Here is a 23,719-nt window from a genome sequence, read left to right as displayed (position 1 = left end):
TTACTTGATTTTAAGATAACCGGATTGGCCGAAAATGGAATCCGCCATTTTGTCTACGAGTTTCTGATCGCCGATGGCTGCGCCGCGGATCTGGGCTTCCCAGACCGCGTTGAAAGTTTTCCCGGATGCCGTCGTCTTCGGGTTTTTGAAATCGAGCATCGATATCAGCCAGGAACTCTCACGGGTTTCGTAGTAATTGTAATAGCTAGGGTAGCCATAACCAAATCCGCCCCAGTAACCGCCATAATAGGAGGAAAGCGGTTGATAAACATTTAAGTAGGTATTGGTGATCCACGACACGTTGATACCTAAATCCGGATTTTCCTTGCGACCCACGTGTCTGTAACCCATTGCTTCCATATTGGTAATCAGGCGCTGGAGCATGGCGCGGTCGATGTCGTCCAGGGAAGTGCCGGCGCGGTCATTTTCGACGATCAGCACCGAGTCTACAATGCTGAATGTCTTATACTGCGTGAAATTGGCGGATTTATCGTGATTTGTTATGTATACCAACGACTCCTCATTGGAAAGATCGCTGATCGGATCTTTCGAACACGACATCAATCCAAGGCCGACGATCAGTAAAAGGAAAGAGGCTTTCTTGAACATTTGAGTTGTATTTTAAAATTTGTTAAATAAACGAAAATTGAAATGCTTAAAGTTTATGAGCCTATGAGTTCATGAGTTTAAAGTTTGTGAGTCCATGAATCTCAGTTCGATGGTGCTGCCGAACAGCATACTTTAAACTCATATACTCTAAACTCATCAACTACTTGGTGACGGTATCGCGCCGCGATTGGTTGGAACGCTGCCGTTTCCCGCAGACGATCAGGAGAGTATGGAAGCCGGTAAAATGTCTCTTTAATATTGAAAACACAATTGGACAATCTTCATCCGAATCCCCGTAAATTTGCAGCTGTTTAATCTAATCATATGGAAGCAAAAGAAGAGATTTTAAGAATTATAGATGTACTTAACGACACCTACGAAAGCGAAGAGGCGTGGTATGGACCGTCGGTAGTAGAAGCGTTGCGCGACGTTACCCCGAAAATCGCGGAGGCGCGTCTGAGCGCCAATACGCATTCTATCGCCGAAATCGTGTATCACATGACCACCTGGCGCATTTTTGCGGTCCGGAAGTTGCAGGGCGATGCGGAGTTCGATATTAAAACGCAGGATAAGGACTGGAAGAAATTTCCGGTGGTCGACGAGTTTGAATGGGAGGCAATCCAGATGGAATTGAGCCTTTCACAAGAAGAACTGGTGTCGGAACTCGAAAAGATCGAAGACGACAGCTTCCTGGAAGAATTTGTGCCGGGCCGTGATTACTCTTACTATACATTAATCCACGGCGTAATCCAGCACGACGTTTACCACGCGGGCCAGATCGGACTCATTAAAAAAGCAGCAAAGGCCATGCGTCTGGAAGAAGATGATGATTACGGCGCATATGGCGACCGTTCGGATTATGACAATTCCGCAGACTATTACTGATACTTACATGAAATTTTGCAAAAATAGGCAACTACCTATTGTTTATAATTTAAATTTTATATTTTGCATTATAATGGAACGTGGGATGTCGAGAAATGCCAACGTTCCAATGGTGTGGATATAGACAAAAAGGCTGTCCGATATTTCGGGCAGCCTTTTTTTAAGCAAAAATCTGTGCAACATTTGGCACTTTAAACCGCTTGATCATTCTATGAAAATACTAATCGTTGAAGACGAACCGAAACTCGCAGGCTTTTTGAAAAGGGGCCTGGAAGAGCAGTCGTGGGAAGTGGAACTGGCTTATGACGGACAAGTCGGTAAGAAAATGGCTTCCAACTACCGGTTCGATGTGATCATTCTGGATGTAAACCTGCCGCTGCTCAACGGCTACGACCTCGCCAAGCAGCTCCGCGCCGACGGCCTCACGACCCCGATCCTGTTTCTGACCGCATTAGGCACGATCGATGACAAACTCGATGGTTTCGAAGCCGGTGGCGACGATTATTTGGTGAAACCTTTCGAGTTCCGCGAATTGATTGCGCGGATCAAGGTGCTTTCGCAACGCAACAGCGCCCGTGAGCAATCCAGTCAGGTACTTACCCTCGCAGACCTCGAACTGAATCTCGACGAAAAGGTGGCCAGGCGCGGCGGCAACCGGATCGATCTCACCGCCAAAGAGTTTGCATTGCTCGAATACCTCATGCGTAACCGTGGGCGCGTGGTCTCGCGTGTGGACATCGCCGAGCAGGTGTGGGACATCCGGTTCGATACAGGTACGAATGTGATCGATGTATACATCAATTTCCTGCGCAAAAAGGTTGATAAAGACTATCCTACCAAGCTGATTCACACGGTAGTCGGCATGGGTTACATTTTCAAGGAAGAATGAACATCAAATCGCGCCTGACGCTGCTGTTTACCTTGCTGGTAGGCTCCATTATGGCGCTGTTTTGTGTTGCTATTTACTTTTTCTACGACCAATACCGCGAAACACAGTTCTACTCCTTCCTGAACGAGCGCGGCCAGACGATCGCCCAGCTCGTGGAGGCCAGCCACGGTATCAGCAAAGCGGACATCGAAAAGATCGAGAAGGAGAACAAAACCATCCTGCTCGACGAAGAAATCACGATTTACGATGGCTCCGATTCGGTCATATTTGTCAGCGGGAAGGAGCATTTCAGGCTTTCCAAGCCGATGCTTACCGAGGCGCGCGCCGGGAAGGAAATCCATACGAAGCATCAGAAGAAGGAGGTAATCATCATCCGGCACATTTTGCAGGACCACCGGAAGCCGTGGGTCGTGGCGGTGATCGCGAACGATTACCTGGGCATGAACCAGCTCAACCGCCTCCGCGAAATCCTGCTGGTAGGCTGGCTGTTGTCGATGGTGCTCGTCGGCGTTGCCGGCTGGCAATTTTCCAATGATGCCATCAAGCCCGTGGCCGACATTATCGATCAGGTGAATAATATTTCAGCAGGAAATCTGCATGAAAAAGTGCGGGTAGGGCGGGAGAAGGACGAGCTGGCATTGCTGGCCGAAACGTTCAACCAGATGCTTACCCGGCTCGAAATCGCTTTCGTCGCCCAGAAAAACTTTGTCTCACACGCTTCGCATGAGCTGCGTACGCCCCTGGCGCTCATCATGAGCGAGGCCGAGCTGAGTTTGATGAAAGAGCGCTCGCCGGCCGATTACCAGGATGCGTTGAAAGGTATCTGGTCCGAAGCGAAGGAAATGAACGAGCTCGTAAGCCGCCTCCTCGAACTCGCACGGACCGAGGAGAATGCATTTAGGGTAACATTTTCGAAGATCAGGATCGACGAGGTACTATGGCAGGCAAAAGGCTCGGTACAGCAGAAAAACCCGGGCTATCAGGTGCATATTCATTATGATAAAATCCCCGACGACGAGGAGCAATTGAAGCGTTTCGGGGATGAGAGTCTGCTGAGGACGGCGTTCCTGAATCTGATGGACAATGCCTGCAAGTACTCGCCGGACAAGACCTGCAATGTTTTTTTAGAAATCAAAAACCGGCTGATAATCGTCTATTTCCGTGATATGGGCATCGGCATCGCCCGGGAAGAGCTACCTTATATTTTCGATACCTTCTATCGCAGTCAATCCACGATCAGTAAAGCAGGCTATGGCATTGGTCTTGCACTCACCAAGCGCATTATCAACATGCAGGGCGCGACCATCGAAGTGGAGTCTGCACTAGGCACCGGCACGACCTTCATTTTGAAATTCCCGCCTTTTTAATTCGTTTTTAATTCAGCGTTAATGCCTCTTTAACAACGGAAAAGCTCTTTTGTAATGTAAATCGCACGTTCTGATTTATGCGTGCCATCAGGCATTTCAATAGCTTTCACTCGTTGGTATTCCCCGTTTCTTGCAGGCTGTGATTTCCCTTTTTGAATCCCGAAGCGGTGCCTGTTACGATGCGGAAACGAACGGATCAAAATATCGAAGAAAAACTGTATTGAGTTAAATTGAGTTAGGTGAGTAGTAAGAAAAGACTGGCCTTCGGATCTTCCGGAGGCCAATTTTTATATGCCCGTTTCGGAGACTTTGAATTTCGTCTGCGTAGTCTCTTCCACGCGGGTTGCGGGTAATGCCTCGGGATGTTCCTGTACGATATATTCTATCAATTTTTCGCGTACCAGGCAGCGTAAATCGAAGGTCTCGCTGGAATTACGTGCCGACATCAGCGCCCGCACCACCATCAGTTGTCCCTGCGTGTCCGTCACCTGCAATGCCCACGCGCGACCATCCCAAAGCGGGGTAGCTTCCAGGATTTCTTTCAATTTCGTCCGAAGCTTGTCAACGGGGGTGTGGTAATTGAGGTAAAAAAATGCTGCACCGGTCAGTGCACTTTCATTACGCGTCCAGTTCTGGAAGGGCGTTTCGATGAAATAGGTAATGGGCAGTACAATGCGCCTTAAATCCCAGATATTGACCACCACGTAGGTCAGATTGATCTCCTCGATGCGGCCCCATTCGCCTTCCACGATCACCACGTCATCGATTTTGATTGGCTGTGTGAATGCGATCTGAATACCCGCCATCAGGTTTGCCAGCGACTTTTGCGCCGCGAAACCGATGATTACCGACGCAATACCGGCCGACGTAAGGATCCCGACGCCATATTGCCGCACACTGTCGAAGCTGAGGAGTAATATCGAAACGCCGATGGTTACGACCATGATCACCACAATGCGTTTGATGAACTTGATCTTGGTAAAAAGCCGCCGCGCCTGGTTGTTGTCGGGCGTATTGAAATCGAGCTTGGCGATCAGGATTTTTTCGACGATGATCACAATCCGGGCCATGAGCCAGGTCGTGATGCCAATGAGCGCGGTTTTGCTCAATGCGAAAACCCAGTCGTATTGCGGGTTGGAGTAGGAATAGGTTTTGGCCGCCGCCGTAATGAGTACGATCGGTACGAAGAAATGCAGCACGCTGGTGAGATTTTCACGGATTGCGTGCACCACGGTCCACTCTTTCCTGGATGCGGTTATTTTAATCAGACTGATGATGATAATGCTGATGACCAATCCAATGGTGCCCGCCAGCAAAAGCAACAGCCAGGGTGAATTCCGGTAGTTAATCAGTTCGGTTAAATCCATTCACGGTTCAGATATCGTTGAGACGGGCCACGATCATACCCGTATGTTTCGGGACGGATGCCACGTATTCGGCCAGCGGAACATTCGTCATGATCACCTTTTTGCCCGTGAGCGACGCGTGGATCAGGTAAGCGCGGCTGCCCACTTTCGAAATAATGCCCATATGGTTCACATCCAGTCCTTCCACCGACGACGTGAATGCAACAATGTCGCCATCGTGCAGCATGGGTTCGGCTTTTTGGATCGCGCTTTTGGGAATGTAGCTGTGCTCTCTGGAGTTGATCACCGCCTCCTGTTCTTTCAGTTTTTCGTACACTTCACTGGCAGCTAGCGACGGGTACAAATTGGCATGGGTAGTCATGAAATTGATTTCCTTGTTGAAAGGTACCCCGCCCACCTTGGAAGTAATGTCTTCGAGGCGGCCGCGTTTCTGGTTTTCATACAGCCAGTCGAGGATGTAATGCAGCCGCGAAGGATATCCGTCGATTACGCCGTCGCGGTACCGGAGGCGTGTCAGCTCATTTTTATATTCGTCAAAAGTCGCATTTTCGGTTTTGGCAACGGCCAGCGCGATCACGCTCTCTACCAATGTCGTACAATCCAGCCCGTCGAACTTGCATACCAGCCGTTCGGTAGGGTTGCCTTCCAGGCTGCCGGCGACATAAGGCGTGCCCAGGAACGACTCGCTCATGCGCAGGACCTGCGTGCCGATATCCGGACTGGCGGGCAGCTCCATTTTCTGCACAAAAGTCTTTTGCAGGCTGGCCTGCCCGAAAGAGGCAACAGAACCCAGCAACAAAATGGAAAGCACTACAAATCGGATCATACTTGAATTTCTTTAAAACCAGGGTACGTTAAAGACAAAAAACTTGCCACGATAGAATAGCCACAAATTCGTGGATAATGTAAAATTAATGATCAAAAGCCCCTTTTGCAACGGCAGAAGGGCTTGCAATGGGGTTACTTCGGCACGATCTCGAACGCAAATGCCGAAATCGGGGGAAGTTCGATGTGCACTCCCGTAGAAGTAATGTCGGCTGTGCGCAGCTGTACCAGAGGCACTTCAACCGGGAACACGGGCTTCAATTTATAATCGCCGGTATTGCCCAGTTTCAGCACGTTCGTCCATACATCCTGCGGCACTTTGATCAGCGTTTCTACGGTAAGAGACTCGTGAAAATTGTATACGAACAACATTTTTTGATCGTCGGTATGCCGCAGATAGCTGAAAATGATATTCCCGTCGTAGTTGAACGACTGTCCGTTGATATTTACATATTGCAAATCATAGAATCCGCCTGCATATACCGCCTCGTTTTTAAGCACAAATGCATTGAGGTTACTGTAAAACCGACGCAACGTCTTTTGCTCGGTGGTAAGGAGCTCTTCGTTGAACTGGCCGCCATTGACCCATTGCTGGACTTCGGGTACACCCCAGTAGTCGAAAATAGTCGTGCGGCCGTCCTCGCCCTGGAAACCTTCCTGCTGGGTAGGGTCCACGCCGAGTTCCTGTCCGAAATAGAGCATCAGCGGGCCTGTGTGGAGCGTGGCGCTCAGCACCATCGCGGGCAATGCGGTCCATGGGTTTCCCGCAAAATACCGGGATGCAATGCGCTGTTCGTCGTGGTTTTCGAGGAAGCGAAGCATATGCTCACTGAAATCGCCCGATTCGTGCTGCCAGATGCGTGTAATATCCGAAGCGCTTCCATGCCCCTCGATCATCCGCCGCAGCGAATTGTACAGCCCAACTTTGTCATATAGGTAATCGAACCGACCTGTATAAATGTAATTGCGGTATTCGAATGGATTATAGATCTCGGCAATGAAAATGACCGAGGGGTTTTCCTTTTTCACTTCCGGAATCACCCAGCCCCAAAACTCGACAGGCACCATTTCGGCCATATCGCACCGGAAACCGTCCACGCCTTTGCGCGTCCAGAAAATAAGAATGTCGCGCATTTTAAGCCAGGTGGAAGGAATAGGGTCAAAATGGAGCGACCGGCCGTTGAGGTAATCGACGCCGTAGTTTAGCTTGACGGTCTCGTACCAGTCGAACTGGCTGGGTTGGGCCTGGAAAACATCGTTGCCCGTCGCTTTGGCGGGCCGTTCGTGGTAGGGAGTCGTTACCGGCAGCGGCGGCTGGTGGCCTTCCGGTACGACGAAATCGTGGTTTGGAATATAATAAAAGTTATTGGAAGGACTAAAAGTGACTGTATTGTCGTCGTCCTCACCGAAATCCTTCACACCCTCAGGCCGCACATCCGAATGGTACTGGCGCGCAACGTGGTTGGGGATGAAATCAATAATCGCTTTCAGCCCGTGCGCGTGCGTGCGGATAATAAGGTTTTCGAACTCCTGCATCCGCTTGGGCACATCCACGGCGAGGTCGGGATCCACATCATAGTAATCCTTCACTGCATAAGGAGAGCCGGCAATGCCTTTCACGATCAGCGGATGATCGGGATTAATGCCGTATTCCGAATAATCGGTGAGCGTGGCATGTTCGAGCACGCCGGTGTACCAGAGATGGGTCACACCGAAATCCTTCAATGCGGCCAGCGCAGTGTCGTCGATGTCATTAAACTTCCCGCACCCGTTCTCCTCGATCGTCCCGTAGACCTTGTTGGTTGTGTTCTGATTGCCAAAGAGGCGTGTAAGTAGCTGGTATATAATGAATTTGTCCTTGTTGACGGCGGGCATTTTTTTGGGGGTTCTAAATGTTCTGGGAAAGCTTGCAGCGCGGCGTGGTGACACCGGATAGCCCGTATTTCGGCCCTGACGCAGCAAATTGCTAATTTTTACTATTTTGCAAGATATTAAATTTGAAATGATATGCCCTCAATACAAGCTTGCCTTTTTGATCTCGACGGGGTAATCGTTGACACCGCCCAATTCCATTACATCGCCTGGCGCGAAATGGCGCAGGACCTCGGTTTCGACCTTACGCGTGAAGAAAACGAACGCCTGAAAGGCATCAGCCGCATGGAATCACTCGAAATCGTGCTGTCGATCGGCGGAGTTACATTGTCCGACGAAGAGAAGCTTCGCAGAGCCACTGCCAAAAATGCGCGTTACCTGGAACTTTGCATGCAAATGACGCCAGACGATGCGTTACCCGGCGTGCGCCATTTTCTGGAAGAGTTGAAACGGAATGGTATCCCCAGCGGCCTCGGCTCGGCCAGCAAGAATGCAAAGGTCATTCTCGAAAGGATTGATATGCTGCATTATTTCGATACGATCGTCGATGGCAACCGTATCACCAAAGGCAAGCCGGATCCGCAGGTGTTTTTGATGGGTGCGGCCGATCTGAATGTGTCACCCGCGTATTGTGCGGTGTTCGAGGACGCCGTTGCGGGTATCGAATCCGCGAAAGCGGCCGGTATGCTCGCTGTGGGCGTGGGGGAAGCATCGGTACTGACCGAAGCCGATATCGTGATCGCCGGTTTTGAAAATTTTGGTTTGCCTCAATTGGAAAACATATGAAGAATTACATCACGCACGATGAATGGTGCATTGTAGAAGAAGGTTTTCACCCCGAACACAACGAAATTACGGAAAGCCTTATGAGCCTCGGCAATGGCCGGATGGGTCAGCGGGGTAATTTAGAAGAAGGGTATTCAGGCAAAACACTGCTCGGAAACTACGTCGCGGGCGTTTATTTTCCCGATAAAACCAGGGTAGGCTGGTGGAAGAACGGTTATCCCAACTATTTTGCCAAAGTACTCAATGCCTGCAACTGGACGGGCATCGAGATTCGCGTCGGTACAGAATTGCTCGATTTGAATACCTGCAAAATCGACGAATTCCGTCGTGTGCTCAATATGAAAGAAGGTGTGCTGGAACGTACCGCGACGGTGACGCTGTCGGGCGGAAGGAAGCTGCGCATTCATTCCAAACGCTTTTGCAGCATGGCCGACGACGAGGCCGGCGCCATTAGTTACAGCATGGTGCCGCTCAATTTTACCGATTATTTTAGTATTACTCCATTCCTCGACGGCCACATCCGCAACCGGGATTCCAACTATGATGAATCGTTCTGGAACGGCATCGCGCATGAGGCGTACGGGCAGGAAGGTTATCTCGTGCTCGAAACGAAAAGCAATCCTTACCAGGTGGAGCAGTTCCGCGTCGCGACTGGGATGAAGTTTGATGTAAAACGGAATGGTATGCCTGTAACCGGTACCGTTCAACTCGCTTCAAGGGAAAAATATGTGGCGGGTACCGTGCAGCTAGAAGTGCGGGAAGGACAGGAGGTTACTGTTTATAAATATGCCGTAAACCTCTCATCGGCCAACTACCCGCACGATGAACTCGTACCGAAAGCGAAAGCCTACGTTGCCCGCATTGCCGAAAAGGGATTCGATCGCATGTACGCGGAGCAAGTGCAGGTGTGGGCGGGCAAATGGGAGAAGAACGACATCACCATTGCCGGCGATGTGGCCGCCCAGCAGGGTATCCGGTTCAATATTTTCCATTTGGGACAAACTTATACCGGTGAGGACGAGCGTCTGAACATCGGGCCCAAAGGCTTTACCGGGGAGAAATATGGCGGTAGTACTTACTGGGACACCGAGGCCTATTGTATTCCGTTCTACCTTTCTACGGCGGACGAAAAAGTGGCGCGTAACCTGCTCATTTACCGTTACAAGCATTTGGAAAAAGCGATCGAGAATGCCGGAAAGTTGGGTTTCACCGACGGCGCCGCGCTTTATCCGATGGTGACGATGAACGGGGAGGAATGCCATAACGAATGGGAGATCACGTTTGAGGAAATTCACCGGAACGGCGCCATTGCGTATGCCATTTACGACTATACCCGCTACACAGGGGATGAAAGCTATGTCAAAGAATGGGGCCTGGAAGTGCTGATCGGGATTTCGAGGTTCTGGAAGCAGCGGATCAACTGGTCGGAGGATAAGGGACAGTATGTGATGCTGGGCGTAACCGGGCCGAACGAGTATGAAAACAATGTCAATAACAACTGGTATACCAACTACATCGCTTGCTGGACGCTGCGCTACACGCTGGAAGTCATCGATAAGCTATGGAAAGAAGATTCCCGCAAGCTGAATGAGCTGATTTTCAAAACCAACTTGCAACTTAACACGGAACTTGCGGACTGGAAGCACATCGTCGACAATATGCATTATCCGTTTGATGAAAACAGGCAGGTGTATTTGCAGCAGCAGGGTTTCCTGGATAAGGAACTGCTGACCGTCGCCGACATTGCCGACCAGCGCCCCATTAACCAGCGGTGGTCGTGGGACAGGATCCTACGGTCATGTTTTATCAAGCAGGCTGATGTTTTGCAGGGCCTTTATTTCTTCGAACATGAATTCGATGCCGCCACCATTCGCCGCAACTTCGAGTTCTATGAGCCGATGACCGTCCATGAATCGTCATTATCGCCGTGCGTCCATTCGATCCTCGCGGCGGGGTTAGGCTTGCGCGAAAAGGCGTATGAGATGTACTTGCGTACCGCCCGTCTGGATTTGGATGACTATAACAACGACACCGAGGACGGTCTGCATATTACTTCGATGGCCGGCACGTGGATGAGCATAGTAAAAGGCTTTGCCGGACAACGGGTGACTGACGGCCTGCTGTCGTTCAAACCCTACATTCCAGAGCAATGGAAAGAATATTCGTTCCGGATCGGTTTCAGGGGTATTTTGCTGAAAGTATCTGTCTCGAAACAGGCGGTCTTCATTGAAAACCTTTCGGAACGTGCTCTGACGGTTTTGGTTAACGATAAAAAGGTGTTTATCGACGCTCTGGCTTCCGTGCAACTTTAATCACCAGTAGTTTACTTAAAATGATGTTATTTATTTAAAAAATTATATTTTAACCGAAATTTATCAAACGGTCTAAGCAATAATTGTAATTTTCCCTGATTACTTGTAGGTTAGGGGCTTTTGAACCATTAAGCACCCCTATGGTACAGAAAATCCACCTACTTGTAATGACAGGTATGTTGCTGATGTTGACGGTGTTAGCGCCGCGGCAGGTCTCAGCGCAGGATTTTAGTGAGTGCCAAGGACTTGTCAAAGAACTTCTGCCTATTTTTAACAAGTCATTCGAAGAAAATAATCCTGCGTTATTGCGCGGCGAGGAATACCAACGCGGTGTGCGCAATTTGCAGGCCGCTTATGCTGCCTACCACAAGCAAGCCTTTCAACCCTCCGATTCCGTGCAGCGCATGAACAACGAGGCGGTGATCCTTGCGCTTTCCGGCAATTACCAAAAAGCATTACACATTATGGAAGCGCTGGATTTGGCCGAGCTCGATCCGCATCTGCATTATAACCGCGGCCTTTTTGCGATGCTATCGGGTAAATACGATGCGGCGCGTAAAGATTTCTTCGACGCTCCCGGCGGCACCGCGGCTACTGTGAATACTCTCGTCGCGCTCGGTAAGCAGAAACGATACAACGAGGCGGCAAGGTACGCCACCGATAATTCCGCGAAAAGCACAGGCGGTAAATGGAATTTCAACCTGGGCATGGTGCATAAGTACGGCGGCCGGATGGAAGAGGCGGTAGATGAGCTCACGGCGGCGATTCGCCAGAAGGACGAAATGGCTTACCGCCTGCAACGGGGCGATATCCTCATGCGCACGGGCAACGAGAAACGGGCGGTGAAGGATTTCGAGAAAGTAGCGCGTACACACCCGAAAGCGCAGATACGCTACGCGAACGCGCTGCTTTCACTCAATCAGTTCGGCATGGCGAAGGCCGTTTTTGAAAAGTACCTCGAAACCGACGACCGCACATTTCGCGGCGATGCCTATCTCGGAATGGCGCATGCGTGCTACGGTCTGCAACAGACCAGCGAAGCACAGCGGTACTACAAACTTGCATCGACTTTGAAACGCGAGACGCCTTCTTTACTGTCCGGCATCGCGAATACCCATCTTAGCAAGCATGAATATCAGACCGCATTCAGTCTTTTCGACAGGGCGATCAAGAAGGACTCGACCTATTTGCCTGCTTACCTGGGCCGCGCGGTGGCCCATTACGGGCAAAAGAAGTATGATCTCGCATTAAAGGACTTCAAGAAAGGGGAAAAGGCATTGAATGAGGACAACAAGTTCTTCGCAGACCTTTTTGTTACAAAAGCCTTTTCGGAATACTACCTGAAAAAGAGCGCTGAGGCGCAGGAGGACTTTCAGAAGGCGATTAAGCTCGATCCAATACGTTACGAGGCCCTGGCAGGATTAAGCAGCATCATGATCGACCAGAAACGGTTTTCTGACGCAGGCCAGTATCTGGCGAAAGCACTGCAGTATGAGCAGGGTTACGACCTGATGTGGAGCAACTATGGCAACTTGCTGCTGCATTTTGATATGTACAAAAAAGGTTATCAGGTATTTAAAAAGGCCATTTCACTAAACCGGTCGAATGTGAATGCACAAAACGGCTGGGGGATCGTGCTGCTGGAAAACGATCAGCTTGATAAATCGATGGCCTTATTCGATAGCCTTGTCCGCGAAAAGCCGGAGTTACCGTTCCTGCACAACAATCACGGGATTGTGCAGGCCTACATTGGTAACCGGCATTCTCAGAAACACCAGGTAAACGAAGCGAACGCCCGGTACGATGGCGCATTCGAAGACTTCAAACTTGCTATGGCGGCCGCACCTGGCCGAAAGTTCTATAATGTGAACCAGGGGAATGTGTACCGGTATATGGAACGATACGACGACGCGAAACTGAGCTACCAGACTTACCAGGACAAGAGTGCACTGAACAATACAGCCGTAATGTATGCGGGCCAGGAGCGGCTCAAAGATGCGAAGTACTATCTCGGTATCGCCATTCAGATCGACTCGCTGCACCGCGTTTTCCAGTACAATATGTCGGTGCTCATGAAAGGTAAGCAGAAGGAAATAATGCGGCTCGTTGCTTCTTCGGATGAAAACAGTCCCTTTTCCGATATCGGCATCAAATATAGTCGTGACGGTTTCGTGACCATCTATCTGTACGACTATGAATACGACGTACTAAGTTTCCCGGGACGCCACTATATGCCTTTGCCTGTGGCGGAGTATAAGGAAGATTATTTCATCCCCGAATATGATTTTAAGCTCGTTCCCTACGAGAAAAAGAAAATAGATACCGAGAGGAAGAAGCATGTGCGCTACCGCAGTCAGAAGGTGAAAATGCCGGGCCGTAAAGGTAGGTCAGGAACAAAATGTCCTGTGCTGTTTTAGAAGTTAACTGCGATTGAACAGTGCAAAAGGGCCGCTTTGAGCAATATTTTCTACGGACAACCAGGGTAAGTCCCCAATTGAGGCAAGTATTTCCACGATTTGTTGTGATGCCAGGCGCCGTAAAGCTCAGATTTCGTTTGCAGGTTTTGTGAAGATATTCTTGACTTCTACAAAGCTTATGGGTTTATCGAGGAAAAAGTCCGCGCCGTTCCTAAATGCTTCTTCTTTTAGGTTCGTCATGGCGCTCATCATCACCACTTTTGCACGTTTGCCCGGGTGTACGTCCCGTATTTGCCGGATTGCCTGTATACCCTTTCCGTCGGGTAAGTTGTTGTCTATGAATATCCAATCGGGACGCATGTCCCGGATACAATCAATGCCTTCCATCAATGAAGCCACCACCCTGACGTTGCCGTCGGGGGTTTTAATATTCAATTGCCTGACTAGAAAATTGCGCATCAACACTCCCAGATCCCGTTCATCTTCAATAATAACAATTTTCATAGCGCTGTGTGAGAAGTAAAAATTTCAGCCATTGGTAGCGGAGGTATTTTCGGGTAGTAAAAGCAATAATCCTGCCATCTACGGACCGCACGGGTCATTCTGATTGGTACAGGATTTGCGGCGGTTCTGGGTGAAACGAAATGATCCACATTAAAACAAGTGTGTTATGTCAACGAACAAAATCATTTTTGGGATAGTAACAGCAGCAGTGGCCGGTGCCGTTATCGGCTTATTGCTGGCACCGGAGGATAGTAAGAAAACAATCAAAAAATTGAAAAAGAAAACCAATGAGCTGGCGGGCGATCTGATAGCGGCATTGGAAAAAAGTAAGGCGAAAGCTGCCGATGCCGCCGACCAGTTGAAAAAGGAAGGGGAGGCATATGCAGACGTCGCCCGTGAACAGGTAGGAAACATTTGACCGGAATAGCTATGGAACCAAAGGGTGATCTGACAAAGTCGCAAAAGAAAAAGGGAACCGCTTCCCAGACGGTCGACTATTTCAAGGACCTGATGGCAGCCGGCCCCGACGGCATTGCAGGCCGGGGCGTGGAAGTGGGATTAGGCGCCTTGTTGGGAAGAACCGCATTAAGGCGGCTTCCTATGCCGTTCAATCTGCTCGCGCCGCTGCTGATCGAAAAAGTGATTATGAAGCATGGCGTGGAGCAAGGACGTGAATTGTTGCTCAAAGGCTTGTACTGGGTCAAGAGTGCGACCGACGAAAAACCTTTGCAGCCGGCATGACCGGGCCGCACCAGATAGGAGACCCTCCCCGGCGGAGGGTCTCGTCGTTTATAGAAGTGGGCAAGGGTTTTGCATTCTGTATTTTGTGGTTTTCGTATGTTAGGCCTCGTACCGACGGCAGTGTAATATCGGGGAAACGAAAACCGGAACCCATTTGAAGATACGATATCTTTTGATTTTCAGCCAGATGAAGCAGATGGTGAGCAGGTACTGCCGGATGTGCACCAGATATTCTGCCTTACTATTGCGAGACTTCAAAAGCTGGCTGGAGTGGCCGCGGAGGCGTTTTTGAATGGGGATTAGCTCTACATTCTGAATTATAATACTCAGTATGTGGAAATAACTACGCAATCTTCGGTAACGCACTTCTCTGTTGAGGCAAGATTGGATAAAGAGTCGTAAATTTAAAGCATCAAGAGAATGTAAATTTTACCCTTAGTTGCTATATGCAAAGACAGACGCAGACGCAGAGACAGACTTTAAAATACTCTCCCTTGCAAATTCAGATGCTGAATTTACTGCACCTGACTACAATGGAGCTTGAACAAAGAATTAAGGAAGAACTGGAAGAAAACCCTATACTGGAAGAGGGGAAGGAAGAGAGTACGTCGGAAGATGCGCCGGAAGAATTCGACGAATCGGATAATTCGTCGGGTAATGAAGATAATTCCGTCCAAGATTATTACGACTGGGACGAGTTTCGCGACGACGACATTCCGGACTATAAAACGTATGCAAACAACCAGTCGGCTGACAACGAATTATATACCCGCCCGATGGTGGAGGCCATCTCGTTCAGGGACGACCTCAAACAGCAGGTACACTTTCTGCAACTGGATGAACGCCAGCAATTAATCGCCGACTTCATCCTCGATTCGCTCGATGAGGACGGTTTTCTGAGGAGGGAAAGCGATGTGATTGCGGACGATATTTCATTTGCGAACAGCATGTTTATCGATACCGACGAAGTGAACACAATGCTGAAAATCATCCAACAGCTCGACCCACCCGGGATAGCGGCCAGCGATTTGCGGGAATGTCTGCTTATCCAGCTCAACCGCATGGAGAACCAGAACGAGACCTGGAAATGGGCTTGCAAGATTGTTACGGATGCTTTCGATGAGCTAGGTTCACGGAATTATGACAAAATCATGCGGATCACCGGGCTGGACGAAGAGTCCCTGAAAAAGGCTATTCAGCTGATTACCACGCTCAATCCGAAGCCGGCGTCGGGATTACGCAACGATTCCATTGTGAATGAAAGCATCAAGCCTGATTTCATGCTCTGGTACACCGAGGATGGGGAGATTGAAGTACAGCTAACCTGGGGAAATAGCCCTGCGTTGAAACTGAACAAGGTTTTTACCCAAATGGCGGAGCAGAAGCAGGATAAGGCTACCAACCAGTTCCTCAAAAACAAGATGAACTCGGCGAAATGGTTCATTGATGCCATCAAGCAGCGGGAGAATACGATGCTGAATACACTGAAAGCGATCGTGAAGTTGCAATACGATTATTTCCAAACTGGCGATATCAAGAAGCTCCGGCCGATGATCCTCAAAGACGTGGCCGAGATCATCGACATGGATATTTCTACCGTGTCCCGCGTCACGACCAACAAATATGTGCAGACGCCGTTCGGGATTGTGCTGCTGAAAGACCTTTTCACAGAAGGTGTTACAAATGAGGATGGTACGGAGGTTTCGAACCGGGAGATCCAGGAGGCTATCCGGGAGATTGTGAGTGAGGAGGATAAGCGCCACCCATATAATGACCAACAAATTACAGATATGCTTGCCGAAAAAGGCTATTCCGTTGCCAGAAGAACGGTGGCCAAGTACCGCGAGCAATTAAATATACCTACCGCGAGGTTGAGAGTTACTATTTAAAGCAAACAAGTTAAGCCCTGATACCCGGCATGAAAAAAATAGTTGTTGTTGATGATGAAGCGGATATTTGCTTCCTTTTGAAGCGTTTTTTGTCAAAAAATGATTTTATAGTAGAAACAGCCCAGAATGGCAAAGACGGGCTCGCATTGATAGAATCCATTTCGCCCGACCTCGTCATGACCGATTTCAGACTCGGAGATATTACCGGGACCGAATTGCTGACGACCATTAAGTCCAAAAGGCCCAATGTGCCCGTCCTGATCATTACCGGTTATTCGGATATTAAAGTGGCGGTGAATGTGATGAAGCTGGGCGCATACGACTACATCACCAAGCCACTGTTCCCCGACGAAATTTTGGTTACAGTAAAGAAGGCCATTGCCGACGCGGAGGCTTCCCAAAACGAGGAGCAGCAATATGTAGCCCCGGCGTCGTCCGACGGCAATGGCGAGTCAGCGAAACCCGCGCGCAAGAGTCAGCCACGGACAAGAGCGGGCTATGTGATGGGCAACAGCGATATTTCGGATAACCTTTTTCGCCAGGTGGATCTGGTGGCTCCAACGAATTTCAGCGTGATTATCTATGGCGAAAGCGGCTCCGGAAAGGAAGCTATTGCCCAGGAAATCCATAACCGGTCGAAACGTAAGGACATGCCGTTTGTGGCGATGGACTGCGGGGCCATTTCAAAGGAGCTGGCCGGCAGCGAGTTGTTTGGGCACGAAAAAGGCTCGTTTACAGGTGCATTACAGACCAAAATTGGTCATTTCGAGCTCGCGAACGGCGGTACGCTGTTCCTGGATGAGGTATCCAACCTGTCCTATGAAATACAGGTAGCACTGCTGCGTGTGGTGCAGGAGCGTAAAATGCGCCGCATTGGTGGTTCAAAAGAGATCGATCTGGACGTCCGTATTATCGTGGCGAGTAACGAGCGGCTGCTCGATTCGGCGCGTAACGGCAAGTTCCGGGAAGACCTTTACTACCGGTTCAATGAATTCACGATCGAAGTTCCCGCACTGCGGAACCGTAAAGATGATCTGATGCTTTTTGCCAGTGCATTCCTCGAAACAACCAATGTGGAGCTCGGTAAGAATGTCAAGGGGTTTTCGGAAGAAGTTAAAAATGATTTCCTGAACTACTCGTGGCCAGGGAACCTGCGTGAGCTCAAAAATGTGATCAAGCGTGCGACCCTGCTTTCGGATGGCGAACTGATCGAGGAAAAGGCGTTGCCGTTCGAGATTGTGAATTACAAACGCCTGAAAGACCTGGATGACGAGCCTGCCCCGGCGGCAAGTTCGGTGGCGGCATCACTGCTGTCCGATAATGTGGACGGCGATGACGCCAAGCCAAGCCTTAAAACCGTAGCCAATGAGGCGGAATACGACATGATCATGCAGGTGCTGCGGGACGTCAATTTCAATAAAAGCAAGGCGGCGCGTTTACTGAATATCGACCGGAAGACGCTTTATAACAAAATGAAACAATTCGACATCTGACAGCGGAACAGGAACTAGGGATGAATAGCAAACTGATCAGGGTATTGTTGGTGGATGACGACGAGGATGATTATTTCCTGACCCGTGAATATTTTCAGGATCTGGTCAACTGGAAATTCGATATCACCTGGTGTGCGACGTTCAAAGAGGCGGAAATCCAGATCAGAAATAACAAATTCGACCTTTACCTGTTCGATTACCTCCTCGGAGAAAATACGGGTATCGACCTGATCGAGCTCGCCTGCAATTTTGAATGCGAGGAGCCGATTATCCTGCTCACGGGTAAAGGTGATACGAAGATTGCCGTCGAAGCATTACGCCTTGGAGCGGCAGACTACCTGATCAAGAGCGAACTGGATGCCGAGAAACTGGAACGAAGTATCCGGTATGCATTGGAACGTACTTCGGTTTTGAAAGCGCTGCGCCATAGCGAACGGCGCTATCGCCGGGTGTTCGAAGAATCAAATGATTTCTTGTTTATCAGCGATCTTGAAGGTAATATCATTGATTTCAATGAAGCTGCGAGCATTCTCACCGGCTATTCGGGCGAGCAGTTGAGGGAGAAGAAAATTACTGAACTGGTAGATGATCCCCTGTTCGCAGCGCGCTGGAAAGACATTGCCGACCAGCCTATTCATGACCATGAAGTGCGCTTACTGAGCAAAGACGCCGATAAGAAGTACTGTCTGTTTTCCGCATCGGTGGAAGTGGATGACGACCATCCCTATATCCAGGGCCGGTTGCACGATATGACCGCCCGGAAGCAGTCGGAAAAGGAAAGACTGTTTTCTGAAAAAATGGCTGTGACCGGCAGGCTCGTGCGCATGCTCGCACATGAGGTACGTAACCCGCTCACGAACGTGAACCTTTCGGCCGAGCAGCTGGAAATGGAGCTCGCCGACGAGGATCACAAATTCTACACACAGATTATCAAGCGAAACTGCACGCGCATTAATGACCTCATTACCCAGTTGCTGCAGCCGTCCTCTTCGGAGGATATCGAACTGGTAGAAAGTTCGGTACATTCGGTGTTGAGCCAGGCCATCAGTGCCGCGCTCGACCGCGTACAGCTCAAGAGGATTCAGATCGTCAACGAGTTTGCTGATGAAGAGCTCGCATTACCGCTCGACCGGGTTTCGCTGCAAATGGCTTTCCTGAACCTCATTACCAATGCTATCGAGGCCATGGAAGAGGACCGGGGCATACTCCGGATCGCAACGAGAAACCATGGAGACCACATTCAGGTAATATTTGTCGACAATGGCTCGGGGATTAGCGAGGAGCATATGGACAAGATATTCGAACCCTATTTTACCGGAAAAAATAATGGAATGGGCATCGGGTTATCCACGACTATGAGCATTATCCATGCACACCACGGACGCATCGAAGTGCAGTCACAGCTGGGCGTGGGCACTACTTTTACCATCAGTTTCCAGACTGGCAAGTAATTGCTTTCAGCTTCATTAGTGGAGCATTTTCATGCAACGATCGGGCCTGAGCGCGCGTAAGGAGAGAAAAAAGGAGCACTTCTATGAAATCCATTTTTACGATCCTCTTCTTTGCCGCATTTCTCCAGACCCGGGCCCAGGATGCGGATTACTATCGCAAAAGCTACACGAGGCCTATTGGTGCCAAGCCCTATAATACCGAATCGTTTCTCAAGAAATTTGGCGATGTGAAGGTCCATGACCGCTGGTATGTGGGCGTGAGTGGTTTTGTACGGAACGATAAAAACACGATCGACAACGATTTTGACGAATTGATAGGTACCGAGTCACCGACGGTTTCGGCTTGGGGTGTGACCGCTGGGTGGGTTTTCAAAGAACAATGGAATGTAGAGCTGGAATACGATCGCTCGGCTATTCATAATGTGTTGATGATCTACGGAGATAATCCCCTGAAATATCAGATGGAAAACGATAAAAACAGCCTGATTGTACGCGGAAAAATGCGGCTGCTTTGGGGGAGACCTTGTGTTCGTAAATCGGCATTCTGGATCAGCGCAGGCGCGGGGCTGGTACCTAATTCGGGTAAATCAAAAGATTACATGGAATTCTCGGGCTACCGCGAAAAGGGACGCCGGCAGGGAGTGGACACCCTGTTCATGTCGAGTGACACACGCATTGCCAAATCCATGACAGGCCTTGTGGAAGCGTCGGCCGAGTATGTGATCAAGGTAGCGAAATCGATCGATATGTCGCTTTTTGCCCGTAAACAATGGGGGATGGGTAATTCTCTCACTACCGACCTGATATACAAAGTGAACGGCGTGGAAACGGAGCGTGCGCGGATTGAAGGCGATGGTTCCGGCTGGAACTTCGGGATTTCACTCCGCTATGTGTTCCACATCGGCTATGATTTCTCCAATCTGAACCAGGGTAGTGGGAAAATATGAGCAGGCCTCTGGCCGGTCGGATGGTCGAGACCGGCCAGAGGCCTGCAAATAGCGTGTTCGAACGTGGTCGTTCCAACGATCGTTATGCACTTCGACCGTCCGGCGGCCCGGTCTACTCAGGCTGAAAGATCATGTATATTTTGAAACCTTGATTTTCCGGTTGAAGAAGCCGTAAATGATCGGGAAAACTAATAGCGTGAGCACGGTGGCGGTGATCAATCCGCCGATTACCACGATTGCCAACGGTTTCTGGGTTTCGGAACCAATGCCTGTGGAAACTGCCGCGGGTAGCAAACCAATGGCCGCCATCAACGCCGTCATGATCACCGGCCTGATGCGCGATTTTACCCCTTCCCTGATCGCCTCGTCCAGCGTCATTCGTGCAGCAAGGTTTTTGTTGAATACGGAAATCAATATCACCCCGTTCTGAACGCAGAGGCCGAAAAGGGCTATAAAACCTACCCCCGCGGAGATACCGAAGTTCATATGCGTGACGTGCAGAGCGAGGATACCACCTATCAGTGCGAAGGGCACGTTGATCAGCACCAGCCCGGCATCTTTGGCATTGCTGAACATGATGAACAGCAAAATGAATATCCCTACCAGGCTGATCGGTACCACTTGCCCTAACCGCGCCGTAGCCCGTACCTGGTTTTCGAACTCACCCGACCAGCTTACGGAGTAACCCTTCGGCAAACTAGAAAGCAGAGGCTTCACCTTCGATTGCGCTTCGGCGATGGTACTGCCGAGGTCGCGCTCCCGGACGGAGAATTTTACGCCGATAAAGCGCTTATTGTTGTCACGATACACGAATGCGGGACCGGTAACGGTGCGGATCGTTGAGATCTCTTTCAAAGGAATTTTACCTCCTGTGAGCGTAGGTACCATCAGCTGCTGAATATCGTCGACCGTGCGGCGGTATTGCTGCTCATAGCGCAGACGAATGTCGAATTTCCGCTCACCTTCGTACAGAATAGACGCCGTTTTACCCCCAATCGCCATTTCGATCACGGCTTGCGCGTCGGCAATGCTTACGCCGTACTGCGCCATTTTGTGGTCGTGCAGGATCACGCTGATCTCCGGTTGGCCGATATTCCGCAGAATACCCACGTCTTTGATCCCCGGCACGTTCTTGATCGCTTCCAGTACCTGGTTAGCTTTGTTGTTCAAGGTTTCGAGGTCGTCGCCGTAAATTTTCACCGCATTACTGGCATTCATCCCTGCCACTGCTTCGGCCACGTTGTCGATAATCGGTTGCGAATAGTTGTAGTTAATGCCCTGGAACTGTTTCAACTTAGCGTCCATTTCCTCGATCAGGTCGTCCTGGCTGATCTTACGTTTCCATTCTTCTTTCGGTTTCAAATTCACCTGCATTTGCACATAATAGAAACCCGACGGATCGGTACCGTCATTGGAGCGGCCGGTTTGGGATAATACCCCATTCACTTCCGGGAATTCGTTCAGTTTGGCCCGAAGGGTGGTCACCATTTTGGTGGTTTCGGCCAGGGAGCTGCTCATCGGCATTTTGGCTTCCACCCACAAAGCGCCTTCGTTGAGCGTTGGCAGGAATTCGGTACCGAGGAATTTGGCGGAGAAGAGTGTGACGCCGAGGAATGCAAATGCGAAGATAACGCTCAGTTTTTTGCGCGCATAGCACCATTCAAAGCCCCTGGTCACTGTGTTGTCGAAAAAGCGGACGACCGGATTGCTCTTTTCACGCACATTCTTTTTCAGCAAAATTGAGCATAGCACCGGCACCAGCGTAAGCGTGTAAAGCAATGCCCCCAGCAATGCAAAACCAAGTGTGTAGGCCAGTGGCGTAAACATTTTGCCTTCCACTTTCTGAAAACTGAAAATGGGTATCAATGCGGTGATAATGATGAGCTTGGAGAAGAAAATGGCTTTCCCCAGCTCGCCGCCGGTGCGTTTGATAAGCCCGAGTTTCGATAGCTTGTTGAACCGGTCCATGCCGTTCCTGTGCGCCAGGTGATCAAGGGCCACGAATATTCCCTCTACCATGACCACGGCGCCGTCGATGATGATCCCGAAGTCGATCGCACCCATGGAAAGCAGGTTAGCCGACATGCCCTTCAATTTCAAACACATAAATGCGAATAGCAAAGCAAGCGGAATGATAATCGACACAATGACGGTCGTGCGCCAGTCGGCCATAAAAATGAACACGATCACGGTCACGAGCACGATCCCTTCCACGAGGTTATGCTTCACGGTGTGCGCACAGAACTCAATGAGGTTGTCGCGGTCGTAGAATGTGACCATTTTGACGTCGGGAGGAAGGATTTTGGTATTCAATTCTTCAATTTTTTCCTTCACCCGCGCCAGTACTTCGCTCGGGTTTTCGCCTTTTCTTTGAACCACAATCCCTTCCACAACGTCGTCATTGCCATCGAGTCCCACCTGACCCACGCGAGGCATGTCCGATTCCTTCACATCGGCCACATCCTTCACCAGGACTGGGTTATCCTTCACATATTCTACAATGATATTCTGAATGTCGGGAATGGAGTTCAGCAGCCCGATTCCGCGTACTACGTATGCCTGCCCATTCTTCTCAATCACGTCCCCGCCGACATTGATATTGCTTTTCGTAACAGCCTGGTACACCTCCAGCGGAGTAATGTTGTATTTTACGAGCTTGGTAGGATTTACCTGCACCTCGTAAATCTTGTCACGGCCGCCGAATGCCACCACGTCGGCCACGCCGGGCACGCTGCGGAGCTGGCGGTCGATCACCCATTTGTGGAGGGTAAGCAGTTCGCGGCTGTCGCGGTCCTTGCTTTGTAATGTGAACCTGAAAATCTCGCCGGTTGGGCCGTAAGGCGGCTGCACGTCGGGCTCCACGCCATCGGGCAGCGACACGGTGCGAAGCTGGTTGTTAACCTGCTGTCGTGCAAAAAAATCCTCGACGCCATCGTCGAAAATGATTTTGACAATGCTCAAACCGAACATGGTCGTGCTCCGCACATTGGTTTTTTGCTGTACGGAATTCATCGCAACTTCGATCGGTACCGTTACGAAACGCTCTATTTCCTCGGCACTGCGCCCGTTCCATTGCGTGACGATGATGATCTGCGTGTTGGTCACGTCCGGGAACGCTTCCAAAGGGGTGTTCTGGTAGCTGACAATGCCCGAAATGATGAGCAGGCCTGTCATGAAGAATATGAAGAACCGGTTCTTGAGCGAAAAGCCCACGATGCCTCGGATGAATTTGTTCATGAGTCAATGATTGAATGACTGAATGACTGAATGATTGAATGACTGAATGATTGAATGTGTGAATGACTGAATGATTGAATAAGTGAATGATCAAGGATACTAGCGATAGCTGAATGATTGAGCGAATA

General features: G+C 50.0%; 18 protein-coding genes. 12 read left to right on the top strand and 6 right to left on the bottom strand.

Annotation, left to right across the window (positions count from 1 at the left end; translation table 11 throughout):
- Positions 1 to 609: a DUF4136 domain-containing protein gene (locus tag AC2YIT_RS02635; RefSeq protein WP_430842716.1), complete on the bottom strand. Its 609-nt coding sequence runs from the start codon at positions 607 to 609 to the stop codon at positions 1 to 3.
- A gap of 324 nt (positions 610 to 933) precedes the next feature.
- Between AC2YIT_RS02635 and AC2YIT_RS02630 the strand changes: the two genes are divergently transcribed.
- From AC2YIT_RS02630 to AC2YIT_RS02620, 3 genes are all read left to right on the top strand, one after another.
- A complete protein-coding gene (locus tag AC2YIT_RS02630) occupies positions 934 to 1,494 on the top strand; it encodes a DinB family protein (protein WP_430842718.1) in 561 nt (186 codons plus the stop codon).
- Between the two features lie 211 nt (positions 1,495 to 1,705).
- Positions 1,706 to 2,383: a response regulator gene (locus AC2YIT_RS02625; protein ID WP_090156860.1), complete on the top strand. Its 678-nt coding sequence runs from the start codon at positions 1,706 to 1,708 to the stop codon at positions 2,381 to 2,383.
- Entirely contained in the window at positions 2,380 to 3,750 is a 1,371-nt protein-coding gene (locus AC2YIT_RS02620) for a HAMP domain-containing sensor histidine kinase (protein WP_430842720.1), read from the top strand. The genes AC2YIT_RS02625 and AC2YIT_RS02620 overlap by 4 nt, the downstream gene beginning before the upstream one ends.
- A 287-nt stretch (positions 3,751 to 4,037) precedes the next feature.
- Here the strand turns inward: AC2YIT_RS02620 and AC2YIT_RS02615 are convergent, their stop codons facing one another.
- The 3 genes from AC2YIT_RS02615 to AC2YIT_RS02605 form a co-directional block, all read right to left on the bottom strand.
- Positions 4,038 to 5,117, bottom strand: coding sequence for a mechanosensitive ion channel family protein (locus tag AC2YIT_RS02615; protein ID WP_430842722.1), 1,080 nt, complete (start codon positions 5,115 to 5,117; stop codon positions 4,038 to 4,040).
- 7 nt (positions 5,118 to 5,124) lie between these two features.
- Positions 5,125 to 5,943, bottom strand: a complete 819-nt coding sequence (locus tag AC2YIT_RS02610) for an N-acetylmuramoyl-L-alanine amidase-like domain-containing protein (protein ID WP_430842724.1) — start codon at positions 5,941 to 5,943, stop codon at positions 5,125 to 5,127.
- Positions 5,944 to 6,077: 134 nt separating this feature from the next.
- Positions 6,078 to 7,817: an alpha-amylase family glycosyl hydrolase gene (locus AC2YIT_RS02605; protein ID WP_487278146.1), complete on the bottom strand. Its 1,740-nt coding sequence runs from the start codon at positions 7,815 to 7,817 to the stop codon at positions 6,078 to 6,080.
- A gap of 132 nt (positions 7,818 to 7,949) precedes the next feature.
- Between AC2YIT_RS02605 and pgmB the strand changes: the two genes are divergently transcribed.
- The 3 genes from pgmB (at position 7,950) to AC2YIT_RS02590 (ending at position 13,329) form a co-directional block, all read left to right on the top strand.
- Positions 7,950 to 8,600, top strand: coding sequence for a beta-phosphoglucomutase (gene pgmB / locus AC2YIT_RS02600; RefSeq protein ID WP_430842728.1), 651 nt, complete (start codon positions 7,950 to 7,952; stop codon positions 8,598 to 8,600).
- Entirely contained in the window at positions 8,597 to 10,912 is a 2,316-nt protein-coding gene (locus AC2YIT_RS02595) for a glycoside hydrolase family 65 protein (RefSeq protein WP_430842730.1), read from the top strand. The genes pgmB and AC2YIT_RS02595 overlap by 4 nt, the downstream gene beginning before the upstream one ends.
- Before the next feature lie 140 nt (positions 10,913 to 11,052).
- A complete protein-coding gene (locus AC2YIT_RS02590) occupies positions 11,053 to 13,329 on the top strand; it encodes a tetratricopeptide repeat protein (RefSeq protein ID WP_487278145.1) in 2,277 nt (758 codons plus the stop codon).
- Between the two features lie 126 nt (positions 13,330 to 13,455).
- Here AC2YIT_RS02590 and AC2YIT_RS02585 read toward each other — a convergent pair whose 3' ends face one another.
- On the bottom strand, positions 13,456 to 13,833 hold the full coding sequence (locus AC2YIT_RS02585; RefSeq protein WP_430842734.1) for a response regulator: 378 nt from the start codon (positions 13,831 to 13,833) through the stop codon (positions 13,456 to 13,458).
- Positions 13,834 to 13,999: 166 nt separating this feature from the next.
- Between AC2YIT_RS02585 and AC2YIT_RS02580 the strand changes: the two genes are divergently transcribed.
- The 6 genes from AC2YIT_RS02580 to AC2YIT_RS02555 all read left to right on the top strand — a co-directional run bounded on the left by AC2YIT_RS02580 (position 14,000) and on the right by AC2YIT_RS02555 (position 20,354).
- The gene (locus tag AC2YIT_RS02580; protein ID WP_430842736.1) at positions 14,000 to 14,251 is read left to right on the top strand and encodes a YtxH domain-containing protein; all 252 of its coding nucleotides are present in this window, start codon (positions 14,000 to 14,002) and stop codon (positions 14,249 to 14,251) included.
- An 11-nt stretch (positions 14,252 to 14,262) separates the two neighbouring features.
- Positions 14,263 to 14,574 (top strand): hypothetical protein, encoded by a 312-nt coding sequence (locus AC2YIT_RS02575; RefSeq protein ID WP_430842738.1) that lies wholly within the window; start codon positions 14,263 to 14,265, stop codon positions 14,572 to 14,574.
- Positions 14,575 to 15,020: 446 nt separating this feature from the next.
- On the top strand, positions 15,021 to 16,463 hold the full coding sequence (gene rpoN, locus AC2YIT_RS02570) for an RNA polymerase factor sigma-54 (RefSeq protein WP_430842740.1): 1,443 nt from the start codon (positions 15,021 to 15,023) through the stop codon (positions 16,461 to 16,463).
- 29 nt (positions 16,464 to 16,492) lie between these two features.
- Complete coding sequence (locus tag AC2YIT_RS02565; RefSeq protein ID WP_430842742.1) at positions 16,493 to 17,956, top strand: sigma-54-dependent transcriptional regulator; 1,464 nt, start codon at positions 16,493 to 16,495, stop codon at positions 17,954 to 17,956.
- A gap of 20 nt (positions 17,957 to 17,976) precedes the next feature.
- Positions 17,977 to 19,407 carry a two-component system sensor histidine kinase NtrB gene (locus AC2YIT_RS02560; protein WP_487278144.1) on the top strand — a complete coding sequence of 477 codons (1,431 nt, stop codon included), beginning with the start codon at positions 17,977 to 17,979 and terminating at the stop codon, positions 19,405 to 19,407.
- Positions 19,408 to 19,490: 83 nt separating this feature from the next.
- Positions 19,491 to 20,354, top strand: coding sequence for a hypothetical protein (locus AC2YIT_RS02555; RefSeq protein ID WP_430842747.1), 864 nt, complete (start codon positions 19,491 to 19,493; stop codon positions 20,352 to 20,354).
- A gap of 129 nt (positions 20,355 to 20,483) precedes the next feature.
- Here the strand turns inward: AC2YIT_RS02555 and AC2YIT_RS02550 are convergent, their stop codons facing one another.
- Complete coding sequence (locus AC2YIT_RS02550) at positions 20,484 to 23,591, bottom strand: efflux RND transporter permease subunit (RefSeq protein WP_430842749.1); 3,108 nt, start codon at positions 23,589 to 23,591, stop codon at positions 20,484 to 20,486.
- Positions 23,592 to 23,719 lie beyond the last annotated feature (128 nt).

The sequence above is a fragment of the Dyadobacter sp. SRI_021 genome (assembly GCF_057586235.1).
This window is presented reverse-complemented; position numbering and strand designations above follow the sequence as displayed.

Bases quoted from the DNA above. Each gene is read 5' to 3' on its own strand.
- AC2YIT_RS02635 (WP_430842716.1), bottom strand. From the start codon at position 609: ATGTTCAAGAAAGCCTCTTTCCTTTTACTGATCGTCGGCCTTGGATTG.
- AC2YIT_RS02630 (WP_430842718.1), top strand. From the start codon at position 934: ATGGAAGCAAAAGAAGAGATTTTAAGAATTATAGATGTACTTAACGAC.
- AC2YIT_RS02625 (WP_090156860.1), top strand. From the start codon at position 1,706: ATGAAAATACTAATCGTTGAAGACGAACCGAAACTCGCAGGCTTTTTG.
- AC2YIT_RS02620 (WP_430842720.1), top strand. From the start codon at position 2,380: ATGAACATCAAATCGCGCCTGACGCTGCTGTTTACCTTGCTGGTAGGC.
- AC2YIT_RS02615 (WP_430842722.1), bottom strand. From the start codon at position 5,117: ATGGATTTAACCGAACTGATTAACTACCGGAATTCACCCTGGCTGTTG.
- AC2YIT_RS02610 (WP_430842724.1), bottom strand. From the start codon at position 5,943: ATGATCCGATTTGTAGTGCTTTCCATTTTGTTGCTGGGTTCTGTTGCC.
- AC2YIT_RS02605 (WP_487278146.1), bottom strand. From the start codon at position 7,817: ATGCCCGCCGTCAACAAGGACAAATTCATTATATACCAGCTACTTACA.
- pgmB (WP_430842728.1), top strand. From the start codon at position 7,950: ATGCCCTCAATACAAGCTTGCCTTTTTGATCTCGACGGGGTAATCGTT.
- AC2YIT_RS02595 (WP_430842730.1), top strand. From the start codon at position 8,597: ATGAAGAATTACATCACGCACGATGAATGGTGCATTGTAGAAGAAGGT.
- AC2YIT_RS02590 (WP_487278145.1), top strand. From the start codon at position 11,053: ATGGTACAGAAAATCCACCTACTTGTAATGACAGGTATGTTGCTGATG.
- AC2YIT_RS02585 (WP_430842734.1), bottom strand. From the start codon at position 13,833: ATGAAAATTGTTATTATTGAAGATGAACGGGATCTGGGAGTGTTGATG.
- AC2YIT_RS02580 (WP_430842736.1), top strand. From the start codon at position 14,000: ATGTCAACGAACAAAATCATTTTTGGGATAGTAACAGCAGCAGTGGCC.
- AC2YIT_RS02575 (WP_430842738.1), top strand. From the start codon at position 14,263: ATGGAACCAAAGGGTGATCTGACAAAGTCGCAAAAGAAAAAGGGAACC.
- rpoN (WP_430842740.1), top strand. From the start codon at position 15,021: ATGCAAAGACAGACGCAGACGCAGAGACAGACTTTAAAATACTCTCCC.
- AC2YIT_RS02565 (WP_430842742.1), top strand. From the start codon at position 16,493: ATGAAAAAAATAGTTGTTGTTGATGATGAAGCGGATATTTGCTTCCTT.
- AC2YIT_RS02560 (WP_487278144.1), top strand. From the start codon at position 17,977: ATGAATAGCAAACTGATCAGGGTATTGTTGGTGGATGACGACGAGGAT.
- AC2YIT_RS02555 (WP_430842747.1), top strand. From the start codon at position 19,491: ATGAAATCCATTTTTACGATCCTCTTCTTTGCCGCATTTCTCCAGACC.
- AC2YIT_RS02550 (WP_430842749.1), bottom strand. From the start codon at position 23,591: ATGAACAAATTCATCCGAGGCATCGTGGGCTTTTCGCTCAAGAACCGG.